Origin of the sequence: Alicyclobacillus tolerans, from assembly GCF_048984885.1 — a bacterium.
In the GTDB taxonomy this organism is placed as follows: Bacteria; Bacillota; Bacilli; order Alicyclobacillales; family Alicyclobacillaceae; genus Alicyclobacillus_I; species Alicyclobacillus_I tolerans.
On record NZ_JBMGNK010000002.1, the window covers coordinates 1,358,900 to 1,380,887 of the forward strand.

The following is a 21,988-nucleotide window of genomic DNA, read 5'->3' on the forward strand; positions in this document are numbered from 1 at the left end:
GCTGGAGGTTTTGAGATGGAATTTTTTCCTGAAGTTAAAGAAATTTCTTTTGAAGATGCTATATCGACAAATCCGTTAGCCTTTAAGTATTATCATCCCGATGAAATCGTTTTCGGGAAAACAATGAAGGATCACTTGCGCTTTGCAGTTTCTTATTGGCACACTTTTACACTAGCGGGTAATGATCCATTCGGAATAGGCAACATGCAACGTTCCTGGAATTCATTTAGTGGGCTTGATTTGGCTAAAAAAAGAGTTGAAGCAGCATTTGAATTCTTTCAAAAAATGCATGTAGGGTATTTTTGTTTTCACGATCGCGACATTGCCCCCGAAGGAGCAACTTTACGTGAAAGCAATCGCAATTTAGATGTAATCGTTACCATGATAAAAGAATACATGCAATCTACAGGTGTTAAATTACTCTGGAATACGCAGAATCTCTTCTCTCATCCCCGTTTTGCCCATGGTGCGGCAACTTCACCAGATGCACGAGTATTTGCTTATGCGGCAGGACAAGTGAAAAAGAGCTTGGAAATCGCTAAGGAACTTGGTGCTGAAAATTATGTATTTTGGGGAGGAAGGGAAGGCTATGAAACACTTCTTAATACGGATTTGAAATTTGAAATGGACAACTACGCTCGATTGTTACAGATGGCTTGCGATTATGCAGATGAAATTGGTTATCGAGGACAATTTTTAATTGAACCCAAACCGAAGGAACCCACTAAACACCAGTATGATTTTGATGCAGCCAGTACATTAGCCTTTCTTAAAACATACGGATTAGATTTGCGTTTTAAGCTTAATATTGAAGCCAACCATGCAACATTAGCGGGTCACACATTTGAACATGAGCTGCGTTACAGCCGAGTCCACGGCATGCTGGGGTCTGTAGATGCGAATCAGGGCGATCCGCTGCTTGGTTGGGATACAGATGAGTTTCCTACGAATCTTTACAGCACTACGTTAGCTATGTATGAAATTCTTAAAAACGGTGGTTTCCAAACAGGTGGATTAAACTTTGACGCAAAAGTCCGGAGAACTTCCATGACCCCTCTTGATCTTTTTTATGGGCATATTGCGGGTATGGATAGTTTTGCAAGAGGTCTGAAAGTAGCCGCTAGTTTAATCAAAGATAAAGTATTTGAAGAAGCAATAGCGAAACGATATCAAAGCTATCAATCCGGTATGGGTCAGGACATTATCCAGGGACGTGCCACACTGGCTTCTTTGGAAGAGAAAATATTGGACGAACCCGTCGACTCATTTGAGTCTGGTTATCAAGAGTTGCTTTTGTCGCGATTAAATCAATATTTATTGGAAGTGAAGTAAAGTTTATGACAAGCTTGAGCAAGTCATGTTTGTTAGGTATCGATGTTGGAACTTCCGGAGTGAAAGTGCTGCTGATGGACATAGACGGCCATATTTTGGCCGTCTCTACTGAGAGGTATGAAGTGTTGCACGAAAGGCCGCTATTCGCTGAACAAGATCCTGAAGTTTGGTGGGAAAAGACATGCTTAGCAATACGAAAAGTTATAGAAATTTCTGGATGTTCTTCTGACTCCATTCAAGGAATTGGTTTGACAGGTCAAATGCATAGCTTGGTTGTACTCGATAGTGATGGGAAAGTCATTCGACCGGCTATACTCTGGAGCGATCAGAGAACTCAACCAGAATGTGATTGGATGAATGAACATATTGGCAGTTCGCATATTCTTCGATTTACCGCTAATCCTGCTTTACCTAACTTTACCGCTACAAAATTGCAGTGGATACGTCAACACGAACCGTATCATTTCAAAAAAATAGCCAAGATTTTGCTCCCCAAAGATTATATTCGCTATTGTTTGACCGGAGAGTATGCCAGTGATGTATCAGATGCTTCTGGAACCCTTTTATTTGATGTGAGAAATCGCCATTGGTCTCAGGAGATGTGCGAACGTCTCGAGATTCCTATGGAATGGCTTCCGAGGGTGTTAGAATCGCCAGAATTGACAGGTAAGGTCAATCCAACAGCAGCTGCCAAAACAGGACTGCAAATTGGTACAAAAGTGGTAGCTGGTGCAGGTGATCAAGCTGCGGGTGCAGTAGGTAACGGAATTGTACGTTCAGGTGTGGTCTCGAGCACGATTGGTACATCGGGTGTGGTATTTGCATTTGCGAAGAATATTGTTCAGGACGAACAAGGACGACTCCATTCATTTTGTCATGCAGTTCCAGGTGCATGGCACGTGATGGGAGTAACCCAGGCAGCAGGTGGATCGCTTCAATGGTATGCCAAACAGTTTGCACCCCTTGAGCAGGCCTTGGCGGAAACTTTGGCAGAGGATATTTATGATCTGTTAGCCAAAGAGGCTGCACAGGTTGCAGCGGGCAGTGAATGCCTAGTATATCTGCCCTATTTACTGGGAGAACGCACACCACATTTAGATCCGTATGCTCGTGCCGTTTTTTTTGGAGTGACAGTTCGCCATAAACGAGCTCATTTTGTTCGCGCCATTATGGAGGGTGTATCTTTTAGTTTACGAGACAGCCTCTCTTTAATTGAAGATTTACAATTGCCTATTGAAGAAATTCGTCTATCTGGCGGTGGAGCCAAAAGCGATCTCTGGTGTTCCATCCAAACGAATATATATGGACGAAGCGTGCACACTGTAGAATCTGATGAAGGTCCAGCGTTTGGCGCGGCTATATTAGCTGGAGTTGGAACGGGGTGTTTTGTGGATGTGGAGTCAGCATGCGATTTGCTGATTATGCGCAAACACACTTATCATCCTCAGTTAGACGAAATGAATTTATATAACCGTCAATATGCGGTTTATAAGGAAATATACGAATTGCTCAAACCTCTATATAGAAAATTCATAAGTTAAGTGGTGGACTAGTGAAAAAGAGAGGAGAGAAATATCGTGAGAAAGATGAATCATATACTGATTTATTTTTTTGGTGCCCTAGGCGGATTACTCTTTGGCTACGATACAGGTGTCATTTCTGGCGCTATATTGTTTATCAAAAAATCACTTCATTTAACTACCATAACGGAAGGATTAGTAGTCAGCGCAATTTTGATTGGAGCCATTATCGGATCGGCCATCAGTGGTCCTCTTGCCGATAAAGTGGGAAGAAAAATAGTTGTTCTTGCGGCAGCTCTCATTTTCTGCTTAGGAGCTGTTGGTTCAGCGTTTTCCGGGAATACAACAGATCTGGTAAGCTTTCGTATAGTGCTCGGTCTAGCTGTAGGTGCTGCTTCCACCATGGTGCCAATGTATTTAGCTGAAACAGCCCCTACTGAAATTCGAGGAGGATTGTCAAGTTTAAACCAATTTATGATCGTGGTTGGGATTTTACTGGCTTATATCGTCGATTATATTTTTGCTGCCAGTGAGGCTTGGCGTTGGATGCTTGGACTAGCTTTTGTACCGGGAGCTATTCTTTTTTTAGGTATGTTGTTTTTGCCAGAAAGCCCGCGTTTTTTACTTAAACAAGGTCAAGAAACAAAGGCGCGCGAAATTTTGCAACATCTGCGTAAAACCAGCCATGTGGAGCAGGAAATCCATGAGATTCAACAAGCCAACAAAATAGAAAACGGTGGTTGGCGTGAAATGAAACAACCTTGGGTAAGACCAGCTATTTGGACGGCTATCGGACTGGCTGTTTTTCAACAGGTCATAGGCACAAATACGGTTATTTATTATGCCCCAACTACGTTTACTAAGGTTGGACTTGGCTCTGCTGCAGCCATATTGGGTACAGTTGGCATTGGTTCTGTGCAAGTCGTTATGACGCTGATAGCAGTTCGCCTGATTGATCGCGTGGGTAGAAAGCCACTTTTAATCAGTGGGAGTATAGGTATGGCCTTGTCGCTTTTCATTCTTGGTTTAATGAATAAAGTTTTTGCTCATTCTGTTGCGACAGGATGGATTACCTTGATTTGTCTAGCCATCTATATTCTTTTTTTCTCCATCAGTTGGGGTCCAGTCATGTGGGTCTTACTATCGGAAATTTTTCCGCTTGGCATTCGCGGGACAGGTATGGGAATTGGAGCTGTAACGAATTGGGTGGCCAATCTTCTCGTTTCGTTGACTTTTCCCTGGCTTCTTTCTCGTTTAGGCATCAGTAATTTATTTTTGATATACGGTGCTATGGGAGTGCTTGCACTTATTTTTGTGATTCTGAAGGTCAAGGAAACCAAAGGCAAGAGTTTGGAAGAAATTGAAATGGAATTGCGAAAACGTGGTCAGGCAAATGCAATTTAACCCATCCTATTGAGGAGGTGGCGCATGACTGTTCAAAAAACGATTTATGCTGGTGAAGAGGCTATTCAGCTTACGGCAGATGGTTATGAAGCCATTTTGTTACCAAAAAGGGGAGGAAATTTGGTTGCTCTTCGTCAACCTGCCCAATCATTAAGATTTCTTAGAGAACCCGAAAATAGAATGGATGCATTTAAACATTCTCCTCTACGTTTTGGGATACCCGTTTTGTTTCCCCCTAATCGGTATGATCACGGTCGTTTCAAACTATTAGGAAAACAGTATCAGTTACCCATGAATGAGCCTGAATATCAAAATCATTTACATGGCATACTGTATCATTTGCCGTGGGATGTTCTAGATATGGGAGAAAATTATGTGATTTTGTGTCAGGAGATTAAAGCTGGGCATCCATTTTATGAGTTTTGGCCGTATGACTTTTCTTTGATTTTAAAATATAAACTGAATTCATTAGGCTTGCATCAAGAAGCACGGATGGAGAATCACGGAGATGAACCTATGCCCTGTATGTTAGGATTTCATACTTCGCTGCAAATACCGTTTCATACGCAAAGTGCTCCTCTAGATTATCGATTTCAGGCAGATATAGAACAGCGTTGGGAATTGAACGAGCGCATGTTGCCAACAGGCCGGCGTTTATCACTAAACTCGTGGGAAAAGCAAATGGATGAAAATGGAATATATCCGTTTGATTCTATCATGGACAATCTCTATTCTGCGAAAGAAAGGGAAGATTCTCAACGTGCGATTTTAACGGATCAACGACTAGGTGTTCGTTTCATCTATGAGACAGATCGTCAATATCGCTTCTGGATGATATGGAACAATAAGGCTTCCGGTGATATTTTCTGTGTAGAACCTCAAACTTGTATAGGCAATGCACCTAATGTCGCTCTTCCAACTGAGGAAACGGGGATAATTTTTATCGAGCCACGCGGAGTTTGGACAGCAAGAAGTCGTTTATACGCAGAAACTTTTTTCATGTAACATTTTTTCAACAGGTATCTTTGCTGGTTAAAGATCTTATTAGGTTGTTGGTTTTATGAATTCAAACCGACAACCTAACAAGATCATTTATTGAGAAATGATTACTTAGAAATTTTCTGTCGAAATAGGAATCCTAATTTCTATAGTCGTTCCATGTCCAATTGAGCTTTGAATTTCTATCATGCCATTGTGTTCTTCAACGATTCTCTGCACGATTGTCATTCCTAACCCAGTTCCATTTTCTTTGGTCGTATAAAAGGGATTCATGATTTTTTTCATAGTATCTTCGCTCATTCCTATGCCATTGTCGACCACTCGCAAAATCGCCCAATGCAAATGACGAAACAATCGGATCTGAATATTTCCGGGATCTTCTTGAATAGATTCTATAGAATTTTTTACTAGATTCATAATAAGTTTTCTCATTTGATGAGAATCTCCGTTAATATACAGATTTTCTTCTATATGCTGTTCAATTAAGATACTTTTGGAATTCGCCAGAGCAGTCAAAAAGGTAATGGATTGATGGACTTGTTTAGATAAATGAAAAACTTTATGTGTGTTTTTTTGAGGTTTGGCCAATAGCAACATCTCTGTTGTAATGTCTTCAATACGTTCCAATTCAGACCAGATCAGATCATAGGTACGTGCTGAAACTTGTTGAAGATCTTGTCTGAATAGTTGTAAAAATCCCTTGATTGCCGTCAATGGATTGCGAATTTCATGAGCTACTCCCGCCGCAAGTTCTCCAATAACGGCCAACTTTTCTGTTTTTAACATATATTCTCTTTGGGCAATAGTCTCCGAAATATCTCTGGAAACGATCATAAAAGAAGTTGGTTCTTTTTGGTCAGACTCCCAAATGGGAGTAATCGCGGTGTCCGTATAAATCACTTTGAATTGATGGAGAAGTCGCATCTCTATGCGCTTTTGTAGAGGATGGTTCGGTCTGCTTTGACAATATTCCTCAAGTTGAGAAAAATCTTCTGGGTGAATGATGGATGTAAAGTTCAAAGAATCGTTCTTATTTAATAAAAATAACTGCTGAAAAGAAGGCGAAGCATAGAGAATGTGAAATGAACGATCAATAATGAATATGAAGTCGCTTGTATGATTGGCAATGAGTTCGTATTTTTTTTCAAGACTTTGTTCTTTTTTGCTAAAAAATTGATATTGCCGCGAGAGCAAAATCAGTGAGAGAATTAATAATAAAATAACACTTAATTTGGGCAAAGTTTTGTTGTCTATGATTAAAGAAAGAAAAAAAGCCATGATGATGGTAAGCGGTAGGCTATTGGTCAATGGTTTGATCGTCTTCTTACCTTTATATTGTTGTGTGCATAGGGTGACGAGTATAAACAAAAGTAAATTGACCATTTCAAAAATAAAGATGGAAAGGACTATACGAATATAGGATTCTATTCCTGATTTCCATTCTATAAAAACAAATGAAGACAGAACAGAGATAAAATACATTCCAAGTGTGGAAAAAAAACGAAACCAACGAATTTTTTTTAGGTTCCATTGATTAAACCGCAAAAACATAGCGAAAGTGCTTATGAAAATGGCGCTACATGTGACGTACAAACCATACTCATATAGCGCGAGCATATAAAACCATACGGAAGTCCCCCAGACGATTCCGCCTGGAAGAATCATTGGGAACGCTCCAGCAATGGCTGAACAGGCAATAATCCCAATTAAATTGAGATCTAAGTGAGTTGGATGTTTGATGAATGACATGACTGTCAGTACGCAACCACAAACAAACAAGGTTGATAAATAAAATTTTTTGAGCAATGTTTCCATAGACATGTCTTTTCAATGAACCTTTCTCGCATTGCCGTAGATAAACAAAATCAGTCCGCCTCCCACTATCATATCACCAATGCTCATAAAAAATGGAACGATATAAAATCTATCAGCAAGTATTTCTAAGTGTGGATGTGCTAGTATATTGTGGTGATTTCCAATATTTTTATAGTTGTCAAGGGAATGATGGAATGCAGAAAACAAGATGGGCATGGCTCCGTGATTGATAATAATTTCCAGGAAATGAAGCGATGCGCCGACTGCAATAAGAAAAAAACCTGGGATTTTTAGGTTGTGAATCAGAAAGATCAGGGTGAGCCAGAAAAAATAGAGTTCCTAATTCTATGAAATAAAGAGGAAGCGATGGAATACGTCAATTCTTTTTCTCTTTGTTTAATAAAAACATTGCAGGCAAACCACGGTGAGATAGTTGAAGCCAAGTGTGAGTGTTGGAAACCTACCGATTATCTACATCAAGAAAGTCACATACCTGATTGTACATACAAAGAATAAAAATGGGTTGCTGTCTGAATCCATGAGAATTGCTCGGCTCGAACACGTGCTGAGTGAGATAAAGTTTGACGTAAGCGAGGATGGTTGTAGAGTAATTGAATAGCGCTGACAAATTCCTCTGGATATTGAGGTTTGTCAATCAGTATTCCAGTTTCTTCAGTAACGAGTTCAGGTATGCCACCGATACGACTTGCTATGACTGGGAGACCACTGGACATTGCTTCCAAATTAACCATGCCGAATGCCTCATCCTGTTGAGAAGGGCAGACAAAAATATCTGTTTCGCGGTAGAGAACAGGTAATTGAGATGGGGAGACAAAACCTAACTTTTGGACAGGTAAGTTTTCGGCCAGTGCTTCTATCTCACGTCCATATTTTTTTTCCCAGGGTGGAGTTCGTCCAGCTACCGTCAATTGAATAGGTAAGTTATAACTGCCAAGGATGTGCAGAGCTTGAAGCAATACGTGTAAACCTTTTTGACGAATGATGCGTCCTACAAATAATAAACGTAAAGTATGGGGGTTGCGTGAAACGGAGGAGAAAAGTGCATCATTCTCCATACGAGGGAAAAATTTTTCAAGGTTAACACCCGGATAAATGACGTTGGCTTGCCAATTTTTTTCTTTCAATTCGAATCGTTTGGCGATAGTTTCTTTCAAGTAAAGACTATTAACGATTACATGATCGGCATTGCATAGAATATCTTTCATTTCTGCTTGACTTTTATGGCGCGGTTGTAAAAAGGTTGTTGAATGTAAATTTAATAGAATTTTGCTGTTAGGGAATTTATGGCGAATCAAGGGAATCAGAAGGGGGCGATTTTCAATTTGAATCCAATCGGGTTGTACTTGTTGCAGAATGCGTAGAGTCTGTTTTCGGTAGGCATCGCGATCCAAGGAAAGTTTAATTCCTTCGAGTTTTTTTCCTGGCGCAATGATTTCATAGTCTTGAAATCCTATTTGTTGAAAAGCATGACTCAACGAATCGATATAGATTTGTACCGAACCTCCACGTAATGGAGGAATAGGCAATCCTTCTGGAGCTACAATCGCCACTTTCAACGAAAATCCCCCTTGTATCTCAAAATAAATCAACTTCCAGAAAACATTTTTAACCCATGTAACTATGTCGTCGTTCAATTTCAAATGGTTCCGGGCCAATTGGCCTATACAGACTATGAAGGATAGGCATATTTTAGGTCGACGAGATTGGGGGAGGTTGCCAATATGTTGATTGTCATTACGGGTCAAGTGCCTAATCCTTACATGCATCCTCGTCGAGCGCTCGCTTATCAATTTCTTTCTGATGAAGCAAGTCGGGAAGAAAAAGAATTATTTTTCTTAAAGCCAGATCATTCGATGAATGGGCAGAACCGTTCTAAGTTTTGGATGCTATCTGGGCAGGAGAATCTGGCTATCGATGATCATTCGCTGCAAGCATTGCACCCTGTCTTCTATGATTTTATGTATCTTTCTGACTTGCGTTTGGCACGTTCTTCATACCGTGATTTACTACAGGATATTCGTTCAAGAAATTTCCCCCTTTTTAATCCCGAGATGCCGGGTAAAGAAAAAATATTTCGTTTTTTAAGTGAAAGTGCTCCATTATCGGAACAATTACCTATGACCATCTTTGATGTTACGCCCAAAAAAGTTTTGCGTCTTCTAAAGGATATGCCTGAATTATGGCTAAAACCCGTTCATGGTTCAGGGGGAAGAAATTCAGTTTTTGTGCAGTATCTAGGACATGACGACTTTCACATTGTTACAGAACAGTTTTGCGGGCAACAAATGGATTCTATGGTCAATCGGTATCAGTTAGAGAGTTTGCTTCGTTTGGCAGTGCAAGAACGTCGATATTTGGCTCAAGCACATGTACCTTTATTAAAGACAGAAAATCAATGTACAGCTGACTTGCGTATCACTTTAGTACGCAATCGTCAGGGCGACTGGGAGGTTGTGGCTTCCACTGGTAGAACTAGTCGTGCCCACTCACTTTTTACGAATTATCATGCAGGAGGCAAAGCAGTATCGTTGACCTATCCATCAACAGAAGCAAAAGTTTGGTTGCAATCTGTAGGTATGACTTTGGACGATGTTTATCGTGCTCAACAATTTGCCTCTCATGTGGCGCAAAGATTGCAAACCAATTTGCCTCACTTAGGTGTTCTTGGTATGGATATAGGTCAGACCAAAAGTGGTTCCCAATATGTCTATGACTGCAATGGTCGACCGGGTAGAGATATATTGAACGATTTAGAACTGGAGCGATACATGCGGTCCGTGGTCGGTTTTGCTTGTTGGCTTCAAGAGAACTTCTATTCTGAAGCCAGTCAGAATAATGCCCAGTCATCTAGAATCTTGATGGCCTTTAAGCGCGATTCCCAAGATTGTTTAAGAATAGAGAAGCTTTGAGAAGTGGATTGGATCTTCTTAAGCTGGCTGGCTACAAACCAAGCTTCCCTAGGAAGTCGAAAGAGAGCCGCAATGATTTGTTTTTGACTCATGTTGAGCGGATGTTCTTGTTCGTAACCATTTAACATGGATATAAGTAAGGTTGGAGAAAAATTTGTCGTATTGGCTAAAGCTTTAACTAATTCTAACAGTGACCAATCGATTTTCGTCTGTTCCCAATCGATGAGACAAATATCTGCTTCACGGCGAATGGTATTCGGTTTTGTCACATCCCCATGGATCCATGTGGGATGAGAAAGGGAAAAGTCAAGTTCATTACTTAAACTGCGTTTATCCAAGATAGAAAACGTTTCGCTGCTAAGCTTTTTGAGAATGGATGCATGTTGTTGAAACCAAATTTGTATGTCTGATCTCGTCGATTGTACATAAGGCAAATTTTGATCGATAAACTTTGCTTGCAATTTACGTAGTTTTAGAAGTGTATTTTTACAAGATAACCTTCTTTCAGGAGTAGGTAATCGGTGCAGTTTTCCCAAAGCTTCTCCTAACAAGTGACAGTCAAATGGATGGCCAGTAAGTTGTTTTCCGGCTACCCACTCGCTGACATAAAATATTTGGTTAGCGTACCTTGTGTAGAGTTTACCGTCTGGTTGTTGAATCAATTTTGCCATATGCGGATAACCGAGATTTTGAATACTTAGAATTCGCTTTAATTTGGCTTCCAGTTGTTGAGAATTTCCTCCGTAAGGTTTTACCAAGAAAGGGCCTTGTTGAGTCTGAATTTGATAGGCAGCGTTTTTTTTATATAAAGAAGGACATACGCGATAACTCAGCAACTGGAAACCATACGTTTGACTAATATGATTCAAGCAGACAAAGACAGTGTTCTTTTGGGAGATAGATGTTTTCATTCGCTTCTCCTCATAGAATTTATATTTGATCGAGTCTTCGAGGTTGCACAAAACCTGCTCTTTCACCGCGCGAATGAATGAGAAGCGATATCGCCTCTATATGATCGCCAATAATTAAATGTTTGAGAAAAGAGCCATGGCGAGCGGAATGAAGCTTGGCACGATATCGATTGCGTTGAATCACATCTACAAATCGAACAGGCTCTATTTTCAAATCGGATAAAATAGCACGAACCTGAGCTTTCGGTGGAACAGCAAGGTCTTCTACAGAAATCACATTTAAAACCCGACCACGGATGGCGTGGGGTACGGCCGTCATGGAACAGGCACCCAGATGAGGACAACCGAGTACCAAGTTAAGAAATGATTTCATGGTAGTAACAGCGTCTCTTTTCGCGATCGTTGAAATTCCGCTGGAAAGATCGTTCAATGCAATATCTGCTCCTGCTTCGATTGCTTCGAGAAAAGGAACCAATTCTTCTGCAGGAACAGCAAAATCGCTATCTACAAAAAGAATGCCTTCAGATGATTGGGCTAAAGATGCACCAATGGCGCGGCCCACGTCATGGCCAAGGGGCATTGTAAAAGACTGAACGTGTGCACCGTTTTGTTCAGCCACCCTTGCAGTGTGATCGTCTGAGCCATTTTCGATGACGTAGATGTCGCTGACTTTAGTTTTGAATAGTTCTCGAATAACTTCAGGAAGAGTTTTTTCCTCATTGCTTGCTGGCACGACGGCAACCCATTGGTGCGAATCATGGGAATTTGACTCTTCGATGAAATCTCGTCGGCGTCTGTCAGCATAACCTCCACGTTTACCTTTTTGTCGGATAATTTCTGCAAATGCTTCAACGTGATCGCCCAATATAACATCTTGCATATGATAACCATCTCTATTGGTTGCTCTGCGGCGATTGCGAATTCTAACATTGATATAAGTAGGTGCGGTAATTTTGAGTCCAGCCAGTACAGCTTTGGTTTGAAAGAGAGGCGGTACAGCCAAAAATTTTGCACCGATTTTTTGAATAGCACTTTTCCGGACAGCATGAGGAACTGCCGTTAGGGAAGCTGCCTGAAGATGGCTCATGCCAAGTGCTATGTTTAAAGCTCTTTTCGCTACAGCGGTTGGATGGTGGAAATATCGACTGCTTTTTAATGGATAGCGATTGAGAGCGATGTCAGCACCCTGACGCAGAGATTGGACCAATGGCTGTAATTCTTCGATTTTCCATACGATATCGGCATCTAAAAAAAGTATATATTCACAGGAAGCTAGCTTGGCACCAATAGCACGCCCAGTGTCTGGTCCAAGTGGTTCAGGATAGGAAACAACCAAGGCGCCAGCATGATTGGCGATTTGTTCAGAATTATCCGTACAGCCATTAGCGATCACAATAATCTCTTTAACGGCTTTCCACTGTTTGAGGGTTTCTAAATTTTTCCTCAATCGTTCTTCCTCATTACGAACTGGAAGTATGACACTGATTGCTAATGTTTTGGATTGGTATCCAGATCGTTGGTTAGGTGCCCGGCGTTTAGCCAGCACACGGGTTGATGGTAATGAGCGCAATACCATGCCCCCCTTTACAATGGCTGTTTCACAGCATATGAACCGTGGGAAACACTGGTGAGTCTGAATAAAAAGGTCAACCACAATCTTTCATGTGTGCGCATATACAGTGGGAGTGGCTCGCAAAGATTCTTATGGAAGCGGAGGCATGACCGTGAGTCGTTGGCAAGTGTTTGAACAGGATTTTCCATTTGTTGTGCAATCATTTCGGAAGGTCAGAAAAGGGGTTTATCGCGTAAAAACCACTACGTACGGAACACTTTGCGTGAAACTTCTCGATGGACCTACTGAACATGTCTATCATGTGGTAGATATACTTCTACATTTGCGCGATCGCGGTTTTGCTAAAAGTCCTCGACTTTTCTCCAGCCGGCGGGGGGAATGGGTCTTTCGCAATCATCAAAAATATTATCTTGTCACTCCCTGGATTTCCGGCAGACAACCTAATTTTCAGCGCTTTGTTGAATGGCGTGATGCGATACAAACATTGGCTCAATTTCATCAATCTGCAGAGCAATTTCAATCTCCATGTATTCCTGCCGAAAAGATAAGATATCATGATATTTTTCAGAAAATAGAAAGCGCAGAGAAGATTTTGTGCAAGTTGGAGGCCAAACCATCGATAGATTTTTCATTAGATGGATTAAGAAGCATTTTGCTCAAAGCGGTGGAACAAGTTGAACATCCCGAAATTTTAACGGCTATCGAGCAAGAACAACAGATGGGAGCATTCATTCATGGAGATTATAATTATCCTAATCTAGTTTTCCAAACAACAGGTAGCCTGCAATTGATTGATTTTGATAATACATCTATGCAGAATCGAATGATAGATCTTGCCCACCTTTTGCATCGGAGCGCTACATGGGATGCTCAACGGATGATAGAGGCTATCAAAATTTATCAGCAAATTCGACCTATTTCAAACTATGACAGACGATTTTTGTTTACGCTTCTGCATATTCCGTATCCATTGGTTCGTTGGTATTTCATGCAAAAGCGTCATGTTAGTCATCGCCCCGCTCCTTTGCTCTCTTCTCAAACAGCCGTATACTATAGTGAAAAATTAGAAAAAGAGTTACTTTGAATGATGGAAAATTCGCCTCAGGAACTCATCCATATAGAGATCAAAATAGGTCAGCCCATCGGCTGACTTCTTACAAGAGGCACTAAATTTTGGGCGATGACACGATGTCCCAAGTTGTTAGGATGAACTGGTGCTATAGGGCTAGTTAACACATCTTGAATTTTTCCATTTCGATAACCATAGATGAGTTCGGCCTGTCGACCAGCAAACCAGGTATGACATGGTGCTACACTCGTCTGCATTCGACTGGCTACAGAGAGTGTTGCAGTATTTAGAGCTTCAATAGTTTCACTAGCAATTGGAGAGTTTGGAAATGGATTGTATTGCGTGCAAACAATAATCTGGGCTCTACTGATTTGTCGAATCATTTGAAGAAGAGCAGCTAAACTTTGGCTATAACCAACCAATGCCTTATGGATGGCAGAACGTGGGGCACCGCCAAGGATTTGCCTGGCGGCGTCGACCAAATTATCTCCGCCTACCCATAGACTGACGACTTTTGCTTGCTCTAGATAAACAGGGGAATGGTTGGTTACATAATAGAATAAGTCCTGGCTGGTCCATCCGGGCTCAGCTAAGACTTCGCCATTCCAGATGGAACGTTGTTGAGAAAGCATAGATGTTACGAGACTTGGATAGGCAAGCGACCAGGAAGAAGCGCATTCTCCGGCAGTGATGGAGTCGCCTAAGGCTATATATAATGACATCTCAATTCGCCCCCTTCACAATCAATGATGCTGAAATATCAAATGAAAAAAGATGCTCTAAAGTTGTGTTCAGGTGTCTATTTTGCTAAAAAAGTGCGCTTGGAAAGGTGGAGAAAGCATTGCGTGTCATGAAAGTCATTGTGCGGCGTTTGGCGATGAAATTGCGTCAGCCATTTGTAACCTCTTATGGTGTGGAACAAGAAAAAGATGTACTGCTATTGGAAGTTCAAACGGAAACACCGAAGAGTGGCTTTGCAGAATGTGTGGCTATGCCCTCTCCTTATTACAATGAAGAGACAACAGAAACGGCCTTGTATATAATCAGTAAATTTCTAATACCGCTGATATGGCGGATGGAGTGGCAAAGCCGCGAAGATTTGTGGACTACCCGCTTTGCCTTTCGCCCTGTTCGTCATCACGAGATGGCCAAGGCTGCTTTGGAAATGGCTATATGGGATGCGTTTGCAGCAGAGTATCAACAACCCATATCCCAATTGCTGGGTGGTGTGAAGAAGGAAATTCCAGTAGGGATTAGTGTGGGGATTGAAACTTCGTTGTCTCACCTGTTAAAACAGGTAGGGAACTATGTGGAACAAGGATATCAGCGTGTCAAATTGAAAATTCAACCTGGTTGGGATTATGTTCCTCTCCATGCGCTTCGAAGTGCATTCCCGCGATTACAGTTACTTGCCGACGCGAATAGTGCCTATCGGTTAGAGGATGCAGAACAACTGAAGCAATTGGATTCCTTGGGGCTTGTCATGATAGAGCAGCCGCTAGAACCGGATGATATACTTCACCATGCGCAACTGCAGGCAAAATTAGACACTCCTATTTGTTTGGATGAAAGTATTCGGAGTGCCAGTGATGTAAAAAAAGCGGCAGAAATGGGTGCCTGTAAAGTGATCAATTTAAAACCTGGGCGAGTGGGTGGATTTGCTGAATCTATAGAGATTCACAATATCTGTGTAGATAATGGACTTGAGCTTTGGTGCGGGGGGATGTTCGAAACCGGGATCGGGCGCTTGCATAATATTGCCTTGACCTCTTTGCCGGGATTCACTCTGCCGGGCGATACATCACCGAGTGACCGTTATTTTGAGCGAGATATTATCAATCCGCCTGTAGTGTTTTCACGTCCAGGATTTTTATCTGTCGATCCGTTAGTTGGTGTTCAAGAGCGGATAGATTGGTCTGAAATCGAGCGCTCGCAGGTTTCGGAGTATGTGTTTGAACGTCCTGAAATTTGACTTCGCTAGACTTTTGTTTGTCATCCATCCATCCTCAATTGAAAGGTCACCAGCCTTCCCATTTTATGAGTCGATTGGAGGCTGGTGACTGGTTATCAATCTAAGTGTGACAGGAACGACACCTGCCGTTGAGTTTGGCCAGTATAATCTTGAAGATGAGTTGGGGCTGCTTCTGCTAGATGAAGTGCTTCGGCAATACGTTGTCCGTACTCTTGGTCAGCCTTGTAAAAATGTCCAATCTGACGAAGTTGAATGTTTTTTTGTGCTTGACCCAGCGATGCGGCAATATTGTCGATTAAATCGGTTTTTTCGCTTTCTGGTAACAGGCGGTACAAATCTCCAGCTTGAGTATAAAACTGGTTTTGTGGATAAGCGTACGATCCGCTCAAACCCTGTAAGGACAAGCCTGGTTCGCTAGCTGCTGGGTCTTGTTTGGGACCGTGAAAACTGTTCGGCTCGTAGTAAACAGAATCTCCGCCATTACCGTCTACACGCATGGCACCGTCGCGCTGGTAGTTTGTTACAGGTGACAGAGGACGATTCACTGGCAATTGCGTATGATTGATGCCGAGTCGGTAACGATGGGCATCTGCATAAGCAAAGAGCCGCCCTTGTAACATTTTGTCTGGAGAAAAAGTAATTCCAGGAACTACATTGGCTGGTGAGAAAGCTGCTTGTTCAATTTGAGCAAAGTAATTATCTGGATTGCGGTTCAACACAATCCGTCCCACAGGGATTAAAGGATAATCTTTTTGGGATATGGTTTGAGTGACATCAAAAACATCAAAGCGATAGTTTCTGGCTTCGTCGAATGGAATGATTTGTACCCATACAGACCATTCAGGGTATTCTTTGCGTTGAATGGATTCGAACAAATCGCGTGTAGAATAATCCGGATCTTCTCCCGCTAATTGTACAGCTTCATGGCGTCGCCAATTCTCGATACCTTGTTCTGTACGGATATGATATTTAACCCAAACACCCTGTCCAGCCTCATTAACCCATTGAAAAGTATGACTTCCATATCCATGCATGTGTCTATAGGTTCGAGGAGTACCGCGATTGCTGAAGAGAATGGTTACTTGATGGATGGATTCTGGTGACAGTGACCAAAAATCCCATATAGCATCAGGATTCTTGCAATTCGTCACAGGATGGCGCTTTTGTGAATGAATAAAGTCTGGGAATTTTAGTGGATCTCGAATAAAGAAAACCGGTGTGTTGTTACCAACGAGATCATAATTACCTTCTTCTGTATAAAATTTAATGGCAAATCCACGGGGATCCCGTTCAGTGTCAGCAGAACCTTTCTCTCCAGCCACAGTGGAGAAACGAATCAAGACAGGAGTGCGTTTGCCAACTGTGGAGAGAAATTTTGCTCGGGTAAACTCTGATACATCATGAGTAACCTCAAAATATCCAAAAGCACCTGCCCCTTTTGCGTGGACGACTCTTTCAGGAATTCTTTCACGGTTAAAAGCAGCCAATTTCTCAATAAGATGAACGTCTTGCATGAGGATAGGACCTTGGTAGCCTGCGGTTTGCGAATTTTGATTGTCAGCCACGGGGGAACCAGTTGCAGTTGTTAGTCTATTTTCGCTCAATTCAAACACCTCTTTATATGAATTTAAACTAAGTTTAAATCTATAGATTTTTAGTGTCAAGTTAAAAATCCCATGAGGCTATGACGATGAAAGAACAAAATTTTTAGTCTCAAATAAAAACATTGTTTATAATCTAAGATGACGCTTTCAAAATAGATGAGAGGAGAGTGAGGTTGTTGCGTCGGACTCGTTATCGATGGGTCATAATATTTCTTTTATTTTTTATCACAGTGGTCAACTATATTGACCGTTCAGCAGCATCGTATGCTGCATCTGATTTCATCAAGGAATTTCATATCAATGCAGCGGTTCTTGGTGGGGTTCTTGGAGTCTTTTCTATTGGTTATATGATCACGACATTTTTTGGCGGAATTTGGGTTGATAGGGCGGGAGCCCGTTGGGTCTTGACCATCTCATCGATTGTTTGGTCCATTGCCATGGGATGGACGGGATTGGCGACCTCTTTGACGACCCTGTATCTCGCCCGTTGGTTGCTTGGGTTAGCGGAAGGTCCAAATTTTCCAGCCATGAATCGGGCAGTCGGAGATTGGCTTTCCAAACGGGAGCGAGCCATAGCGTTGTCTAATTCGCTTGTGGCTGTTCCTATAGCTTTGGCCATTGGTGCTCCTATTGTTACGCAGCTGCTGATTCATACTTCCTGGCGTACGACTTTTATTATTCTTGGTATCGTCGGTCTGATTTGGGTACCAGTCTGGTTTCTCTTATTCCGTGATTTTCCCGAACACAGTCGACGAGTGAATCGTTTGGAATTAGAACATATCCGTGATGGGGAGCAAGTGAAAAGCGGATCGGAAAAAGAAATGCGTAAACAACAGAGGCAAAGCGTCAAGGGGATTTGGAAATTTTTATTAACCAATCCCACGCTACTTGCCAATGATTGGGCCTTTTTTGTCTTTGGGTATTATCTCTTCTTCTTTATGACCTGGTTGCCACAATATTTAGGCAGAGTGTATCACTTAAAGCTGGGGAGTATTGGGCTATTTGCTATTTTGCCATGGTCATTGGCTGCAATACTCCTCTATGGATTAGGTTATCTGTCCGACCGAGTACTGAAAAAAACAGGTAGTTTGCGCAAGGCTCGCAGCCATCCAATTTGGATTTCTCAGTTGCTAGCCGCTATTTGTATTTTGCCGATTATTTACACACATACACTGTGGGTAGCCATCTTGTTTATCTCTTTGGCGGTTGGGTTTGGTATGAGTTCTAATTCCACTTTTTATGCCATTAATGTTGACGTAGCTGCTGAACGCACAGGTACGGCTTTGGGTGTCATGGATACCTTTTTTGCTATATCTGGTTTTGTAGCGCCTTGGATTACAGGTGTTGTCGTACATGCGACCGGACACTTTACCGATGCTTTCTGGTTACTTTTTATTCTTGCCCTCACTTCGGTATTGGCGGTTCTTCTTTTCCATCACCCTGATAAACAAAAGACGCTGAAAGAACGTAGTGAATTGAATTAAAAAAACAAAGGGGCTGAAAAGCCCCTTTGTCAAAATATGCAAGTCTTATGTTATTCTGCGTCGTCTTCGCTTTCGTCAAGCAAATCTTCATTGTAGGCATCTACAACTTTTTGCCATTCTTCATCGGATTCAATATCTGCCAAGACCATTTGGTCGCCATCTTCGCCATCTATACGGAAGATAACGCCTTCTTCCAAATCTTCGTCAACAGGGAGCAATACCGCGTAGTCTCTACCGTCTACGGTTAGCACTTCACCCAGAATAAAATTGTGCTCTACGCCATCCTCGTCTTCAAGGACAATGATTTCTTCATCCAATTCGTGTTCATGGTCATGTTGATGTTCGTCAGCCATTATCATCCTACTTTCTGCCTTAAGGCAATTAACTGCTGTAGAATACCATTTGCTTTCTGAAATCGTCAATCTTTCTTAAATGTATACGGCTCTGTAAGTGGACGAGCCATCTGTTTGCCAATTTGCTCCAGAAGATTTTCCACATTTTCGGCTGATTTTTGTAATAAGACAGCTTCTGGTTCGCTATCCAACTCCTGTTTTACAGATTCCAATGTTTTGAGCATATTTGCCATATGAATGGCTGGAACTCCACGTGCTTGCAACTCAGCTATTTGTTCCGTCAAGTCTTGAAACTGTTGAAGTAACTTACGAGCTTTGGAATTGTTCCGCAGCTTGGCTTCTGCTTCTTGATATGCTTTCACTTCATCAGATTCCAAAATCGCATCTGCTAATTCTTCAGTTAAGCTGAGAAGTTCCACCATATCTACAGGTTTTGGAGAGTTCATCGCATTTATTCGCCTATCTTTACATGGTGATCGTGCAATTCGTTATATTGCTTAAAAGGCGCGGTAGGTTTATTTTCAATAACATCTCCCACTATGCCGAGCAATATAGCCAAAACAACCAGCACGCTCAGAACAATATAAGAATGTGCCAGAAGACCAACCAGCACGGCTGCAAACATTGCTGAAAAAATGAGATATCGCAAACGGCGTGTTTTTTGCATAGGATTTGCTGCCTCCCATACTACCCTGATTTCAGATCTCTTATGCTTTTGACCTAGCAAATGACTTTCCATTTAATGAACAATATCAAAAAGAGATTGTGTGATTCAAATTTGGTGAAAAAAAGGATGCGACAAATAGAATTTTGTCTCATCCTTAGAGTAACAGAAAAATGGCTTGTCCGGTAATCTTTTTTTAGACAGAAAGACGTCCGGAAAGAAAATTCGCGAGGGAATAAGCTTCATGGGTGTCAATATCAAACAATTCCACCAATAGTTCAGGGTCTTCAGCTTCATTTGCGTCTAAAATAGCTATTCTCCGCGTTTGAAGACAAGCCACTAATTTTTTGCCATAAAAATGTGCGGTGCGAGTGATAACAAAATCAAGACGGTCTTTTTCCCCTATATATCCAACGTATCGAGTTTCAGTGGATTCAAGTTCTTCATACATCAAAGCGTCATCCTGCACCAAGTGAAAGCCTCCTTGTATGGCGGGCTAGATGAGGTTTCTCAAAAAATAGGACTTTGAAATCTTTGAGCGATTTCATGCCATTTCTTATGAAACCTCGGCAAATCAGAAAAGTTTTGAACATTGACTATTCTTTACTGAAATAAGTCGTATCCTAAGCCCGCTTCTAGGAACACTCAGCAAACGGAGTTGATGACCTGTATTAAAATTTGTCAGGTAAACGACCGTGACTTGGCACATTCTCCTGTTCATTCAGCCATTGCAACTCTTGAACCGCTTTTAAAAAAGCCTGCCTGTCACGAGCATCCAGTGCAGCATCAATTTTTTCTTGCAACATTAGACGTTTTCTGTGACGTTCGGAAATTTCTTTTAAAACCTGTGTCACTTCTTCAGGAACAGGCAATTCCGGAAGATTGACAAATAAGTAGAGTGTCTGTTTGCTTGGCAAAAAAGTTTGCAGATGTTTCAAAATATCATCGGGATTGCTTGACTTTTGTAGCTTTCCGTTGTCTGGAATCCAAGCAATCATGCCATGCCGTCCTAAAATCAAGAGTGGAACATTTTGTAAAATAATTTGTGTGGGTTCTATCTGTTGAAAGTATTGACTGAGTATATCCACCACGGGTTCAGCGCCGTTTGGCAACAATTTTGATTTTAGCTGGAGCAACTCGTCTTGAGGAATCATATCAATCACTCCTTACAACAGAAGTCGCTGTGACATTTTTTTATTGTATGATTCAGACTCATCCCATTGCTGGGCAAACGACGTATGCATGTAGATTGGGTGGTCTTTATTCTAACAAAAAGTCGCGGAATAAAGAAGAGAGAAGAAAAATTGGAAATCAGATTCTTCTGAATTCCGTTTGGAATATCCACCATATCCATGAATCGCCAGAGAAAAGTAGCGCTAAGGCGGTCATACTACCTGCAGGAGGGAGAGGCCGTGAGGGACTGGGTCTATTTTGCTGGGCTTTACGATTCAAAGTTTGAAGCGTATTGCGCAGTGATGTGGGTAGAAGCCGATGAGCGCATTCGTGGTACAAAGCGGCCCGGCGAAGTTCAAGTTTATCAAACGAAGCGTGGTAAATACGGTGTCCGATTTCGCGAAGAAGGCGCAACCTTTTAAGGCTGTCTTTGCAATGGCAGTACCACGATTTCCTTCCTGGAAAACTGAGCGGGTATTCGAAGAGTCTAACCGAATGACTCTCGAACTAACCCGCTCTTTTGTTTGATATCAGTTGGCAATCATAATCTATTGTGGAACGTGAAAAAACCTCCAACTTTTGGTCATCAGGTTGGAGGAGATTTTTCAGGTCAATGTTCCTCAAAATCCTCATTCAGTTTAGGAAAGCCAAGTTTCACTATATGTTCCTTGATGTTGATGGTCTTCCCGAGAATGAGAAGCATTTTGATATTGAGTGCGATCGCGATTTTGTTTTGTTTCTTGATGTTGTTGGTTGCCTTTATCGGTATTTTGTGCTTGGCTGGAGGTTGTAGCTTGAGCATTGGCTGACTGAGACGGCTCTTGAAACAAGCGATCGGCAACGTGCATCAAAGGGCACCAGCCCAGCACGCCTTCCGCAACCTTCATTGCCCCAATCGAAGCTGCTACAGTACTCATCATTCCTCTTTTGCGTCCACCAGATGCTGCGGCCAGAGTAATGATTCCAGCCACCATACGCGAGTAACGGCTGGGTATGGATAGATTCTGCTGCATAGTCGTCCCTCCACACAATTGAATTTTGTCCTTTTGTAATGTGCTCTTTTTGTGGACGATCTATCAATAAAGCGTTTTGAAAAATTGGATTGATTTGGATAGCTAATAGGCATGTCATCGTTTAAAGATTTTTTGACTTTGACTGACCTTGACGAAAAACAATTTTCCTGTC

Annotated in this window: 21 protein-coding genes and 1 pseudogene; 9 read left to right on the forward strand and 13 right to left on the reverse strand. The window is 41.8% G+C overall.

Going from position 1 to position 21,988, the window contains the following annotated elements:
- Window positions 1-15 precede the first annotated feature (15 nt).
- From xylA to ACOJUR_RS06710, 4 genes are read left to right on the forward strand one after another with little or no spacing between them, the layout of a single operon-like run.
- Window positions 16-1,332 carry a xylose isomerase gene (gene xylA, locus ACOJUR_RS06695; RefSeq protein WP_420949571.1) on the forward strand — a complete coding sequence of 439 codons (1,317 nt, stop codon included), beginning with the start codon at window positions 16-18 and terminating at the stop codon, window positions 1,330-1,332.
- A 29-nt stretch (window positions 1,333-1,361) separates the two neighbouring features.
- Window positions 1,362-2,873 carry a xylulokinase gene (xylB, locus tag ACOJUR_RS06700; RefSeq protein WP_420949572.1) on the forward strand — a complete coding sequence of 504 codons (1,512 nt, stop codon included), beginning with the start codon at window positions 1,362-1,364 and terminating at the stop codon, window positions 2,871-2,873.
- 36 nt (window positions 2,874-2,909) lie between these two features.
- Window positions 2,910-4,256, forward strand: coding sequence for a sugar porter family MFS transporter (locus ACOJUR_RS06705; protein ID WP_072873372.1), 1,347 nt, complete (start codon window positions 2,910-2,912; stop codon window positions 4,254-4,256).
- A gap of 24 nt (window positions 4,257-4,280) precedes the next feature.
- On the forward strand, window positions 4,281-5,261 hold the full coding sequence (locus ACOJUR_RS06710) for an aldose 1-epimerase (RefSeq protein ID WP_420949573.1): 981 nt from the start codon (window positions 4,281-4,283) through the stop codon (window positions 5,259-5,261).
- Between the two features lie 105 nt (window positions 5,262-5,366).
- Here ACOJUR_RS06710 and ACOJUR_RS06715 read toward each other — a convergent pair whose 3' ends face one another.
- The 3 genes and pseudogenes from ACOJUR_RS06715 to ACOJUR_RS06725 all read right to left on the reverse strand — a co-directional run bounded on the left by ACOJUR_RS06715 (window position 5,367) and on the right by ACOJUR_RS06725 (window position 8,641).
- Window positions 5,367-7,076 (reverse strand): ATP-binding protein, encoded by a 1,710-nt coding sequence (locus ACOJUR_RS06715; protein ID WP_420949574.1) that lies wholly within the window; start codon window positions 7,074-7,076, stop codon window positions 5,367-5,369.
- Window positions 7,077-7,082: 6 nt separating this feature from the next.
- Window positions 7,083-7,391: pseudogene (locus tag ACOJUR_RS06720) on the reverse strand (DUF5317 family protein); the annotation flags it as partial.
- Between the two features lie 164 nt (window positions 7,392-7,555).
- Window positions 7,556-8,641, reverse strand: coding sequence for a glycosyltransferase family 4 protein (locus ACOJUR_RS06725; RefSeq protein WP_242650260.1), 1,086 nt, complete (start codon window positions 8,639-8,641; stop codon window positions 7,556-7,558).
- Between the two features lie 171 nt (window positions 8,642-8,812).
- Between ACOJUR_RS06725 and ACOJUR_RS06730 the strand changes: the two genes are divergently transcribed.
- Window positions 8,813-10,000, forward strand: a complete 1,188-nt coding sequence (locus ACOJUR_RS06730) for a YheC/YheD family protein (RefSeq protein WP_420949575.1) — start codon at window positions 8,813-8,815, stop codon at window positions 9,998-10,000.
- Here ACOJUR_RS06730 and ACOJUR_RS06735 read toward each other — a convergent pair.
- Complete coding sequence (locus tag ACOJUR_RS06735; RefSeq protein ID WP_420949576.1) at window positions 9,919-10,911, reverse strand: aminoglycoside phosphotransferase family protein; 993 nt, start codon at window positions 10,909-10,911, stop codon at window positions 9,919-9,921. The genes ACOJUR_RS06730 and ACOJUR_RS06735 overlap by 82 nt on opposite strands.
- A gap of 19 nt (window positions 10,912-10,930) precedes the next feature.
- Window positions 10,931-12,481 (reverse strand): glycosyltransferase family 2 protein, encoded by a 1,551-nt coding sequence (locus ACOJUR_RS06740; protein WP_420949577.1) that lies wholly within the window; start codon window positions 12,479-12,481, stop codon window positions 10,931-10,933.
- A 154-nt stretch (window positions 12,482-12,635) separates the two neighbouring features.
- Here ACOJUR_RS06740 and ACOJUR_RS06745 point away from each other — a divergent pair, with 154 nt between their 5' ends.
- A complete protein-coding gene (locus tag ACOJUR_RS06745; RefSeq protein WP_420949578.1) occupies window positions 12,636-13,568 on the forward strand; it encodes a phosphotransferase in 933 nt (310 codons plus the stop codon).
- Window positions 13,569-13,618: 50 nt separating this feature from the next.
- Here ACOJUR_RS06745 and ACOJUR_RS06750 read toward each other — a convergent pair whose 3' ends face one another.
- Window positions 13,619-14,275 (reverse strand): SGNH/GDSL hydrolase family protein, encoded by a 657-nt coding sequence (locus tag ACOJUR_RS06750; RefSeq protein ID WP_203114406.1) that lies wholly within the window; start codon window positions 14,273-14,275, stop codon window positions 13,619-13,621.
- Window positions 14,276-14,403: 128 nt separating this feature from the next.
- On the opposite strand from ACOJUR_RS06750, the gene menC reads away from it, so the two are divergent.
- Window positions 14,404-15,525, forward strand: coding sequence for an o-succinylbenzoate synthase (menC, locus tag ACOJUR_RS06755; protein ID WP_420950518.1), 1,122 nt, complete (start codon window positions 14,404-14,406; stop codon window positions 15,523-15,525).
- Window positions 15,526-15,620: 95 nt separating this feature from the next.
- Here the strand turns inward: menC and ACOJUR_RS06760 are convergent, their stop codons facing one another.
- Window positions 15,621-17,129, reverse strand: coding sequence for a catalase (locus ACOJUR_RS06760; RefSeq protein ID WP_420949579.1), 1,509 nt, complete (start codon window positions 17,127-17,129; stop codon window positions 15,621-15,623).
- 173 nt (window positions 17,130-17,302) lie between these two features.
- Here ACOJUR_RS06760 and ACOJUR_RS06765 point away from each other — a divergent pair, with 173 nt between their 5' ends.
- The gene (locus ACOJUR_RS06765) at window positions 17,303-18,613 is read left to right on the forward strand and encodes an MFS transporter (protein ID WP_420949580.1); all 1,311 of its coding nucleotides are present in this window, start codon (window positions 17,303-17,305) and stop codon (window positions 18,611-18,613) included.
- A 50-nt stretch (window positions 18,614-18,663) separates the two neighbouring features.
- Here the strand turns inward: ACOJUR_RS06765 and ACOJUR_RS06770 are convergent, their stop codons facing one another.
- The 5 genes from ACOJUR_RS06770 to ACOJUR_RS06790 all read right to left on the reverse strand — a co-directional run bounded on the left by ACOJUR_RS06770 (window position 18,664) and on the right by ACOJUR_RS06790 (window position 20,784).
- Window positions 18,664-18,966, reverse strand: coding sequence for a DUF1292 domain-containing protein (locus tag ACOJUR_RS06770; RefSeq protein WP_072873747.1), 303 nt, complete (start codon window positions 18,964-18,966; stop codon window positions 18,664-18,666).
- A 65-nt stretch (window positions 18,967-19,031) separates the two neighbouring features.
- A complete protein-coding gene (locus tag ACOJUR_RS06775) occupies window positions 19,032-19,412 on the reverse strand; it encodes a YlbF/YmcA family competence regulator (protein ID WP_420949581.1) in 381 nt (126 codons plus the stop codon).
- 5 nt (window positions 19,413-19,417) lie between these two features.
- Complete coding sequence (locus ACOJUR_RS06780; RefSeq protein WP_072873748.1) at window positions 19,418-19,633, reverse strand: hypothetical protein; 216 nt, start codon at window positions 19,631-19,633, stop codon at window positions 19,418-19,420.
- Window positions 19,634-19,826: 193 nt separating this feature from the next.
- A complete protein-coding gene (locus ACOJUR_RS06785) occupies window positions 19,827-20,099 on the reverse strand; it encodes an SAV0927 family protein (protein ID WP_203114404.1) in 273 nt (90 codons plus the stop codon).
- Between the two features lie 202 nt (window positions 20,100-20,301).
- Entirely contained in the window at window positions 20,302-20,784 is a 483-nt protein-coding gene (locus ACOJUR_RS06790) for an IDEAL domain-containing protein (RefSeq protein WP_072873749.1), read from the reverse strand.
- A gap of 258 nt (window positions 20,785-21,042) precedes the next feature.
- On the opposite strand from ACOJUR_RS06790, the gene ACOJUR_RS06795 reads away from it, so the two are divergent.
- Window positions 21,043-21,225 carry a hypothetical protein gene (locus tag ACOJUR_RS06795; protein ID WP_072873750.1) on the forward strand — a complete coding sequence of 61 codons (183 nt, stop codon included), beginning with the start codon at window positions 21,043-21,045 and terminating at the stop codon, window positions 21,223-21,225.
- A gap of 216 nt (window positions 21,226-21,441) precedes the next feature.
- Here the strand turns inward: ACOJUR_RS06795 and ACOJUR_RS06800 are convergent, their stop codons facing one another.
- Window positions 21,442-21,816 carry a YgaP family membrane protein gene (locus ACOJUR_RS06800; RefSeq protein ID WP_072873751.1) on the reverse strand — a complete coding sequence of 125 codons (375 nt, stop codon included), beginning with the start codon at window positions 21,814-21,816 and terminating at the stop codon, window positions 21,442-21,444.
- Window positions 21,817-21,988 lie beyond the last annotated feature (172 nt).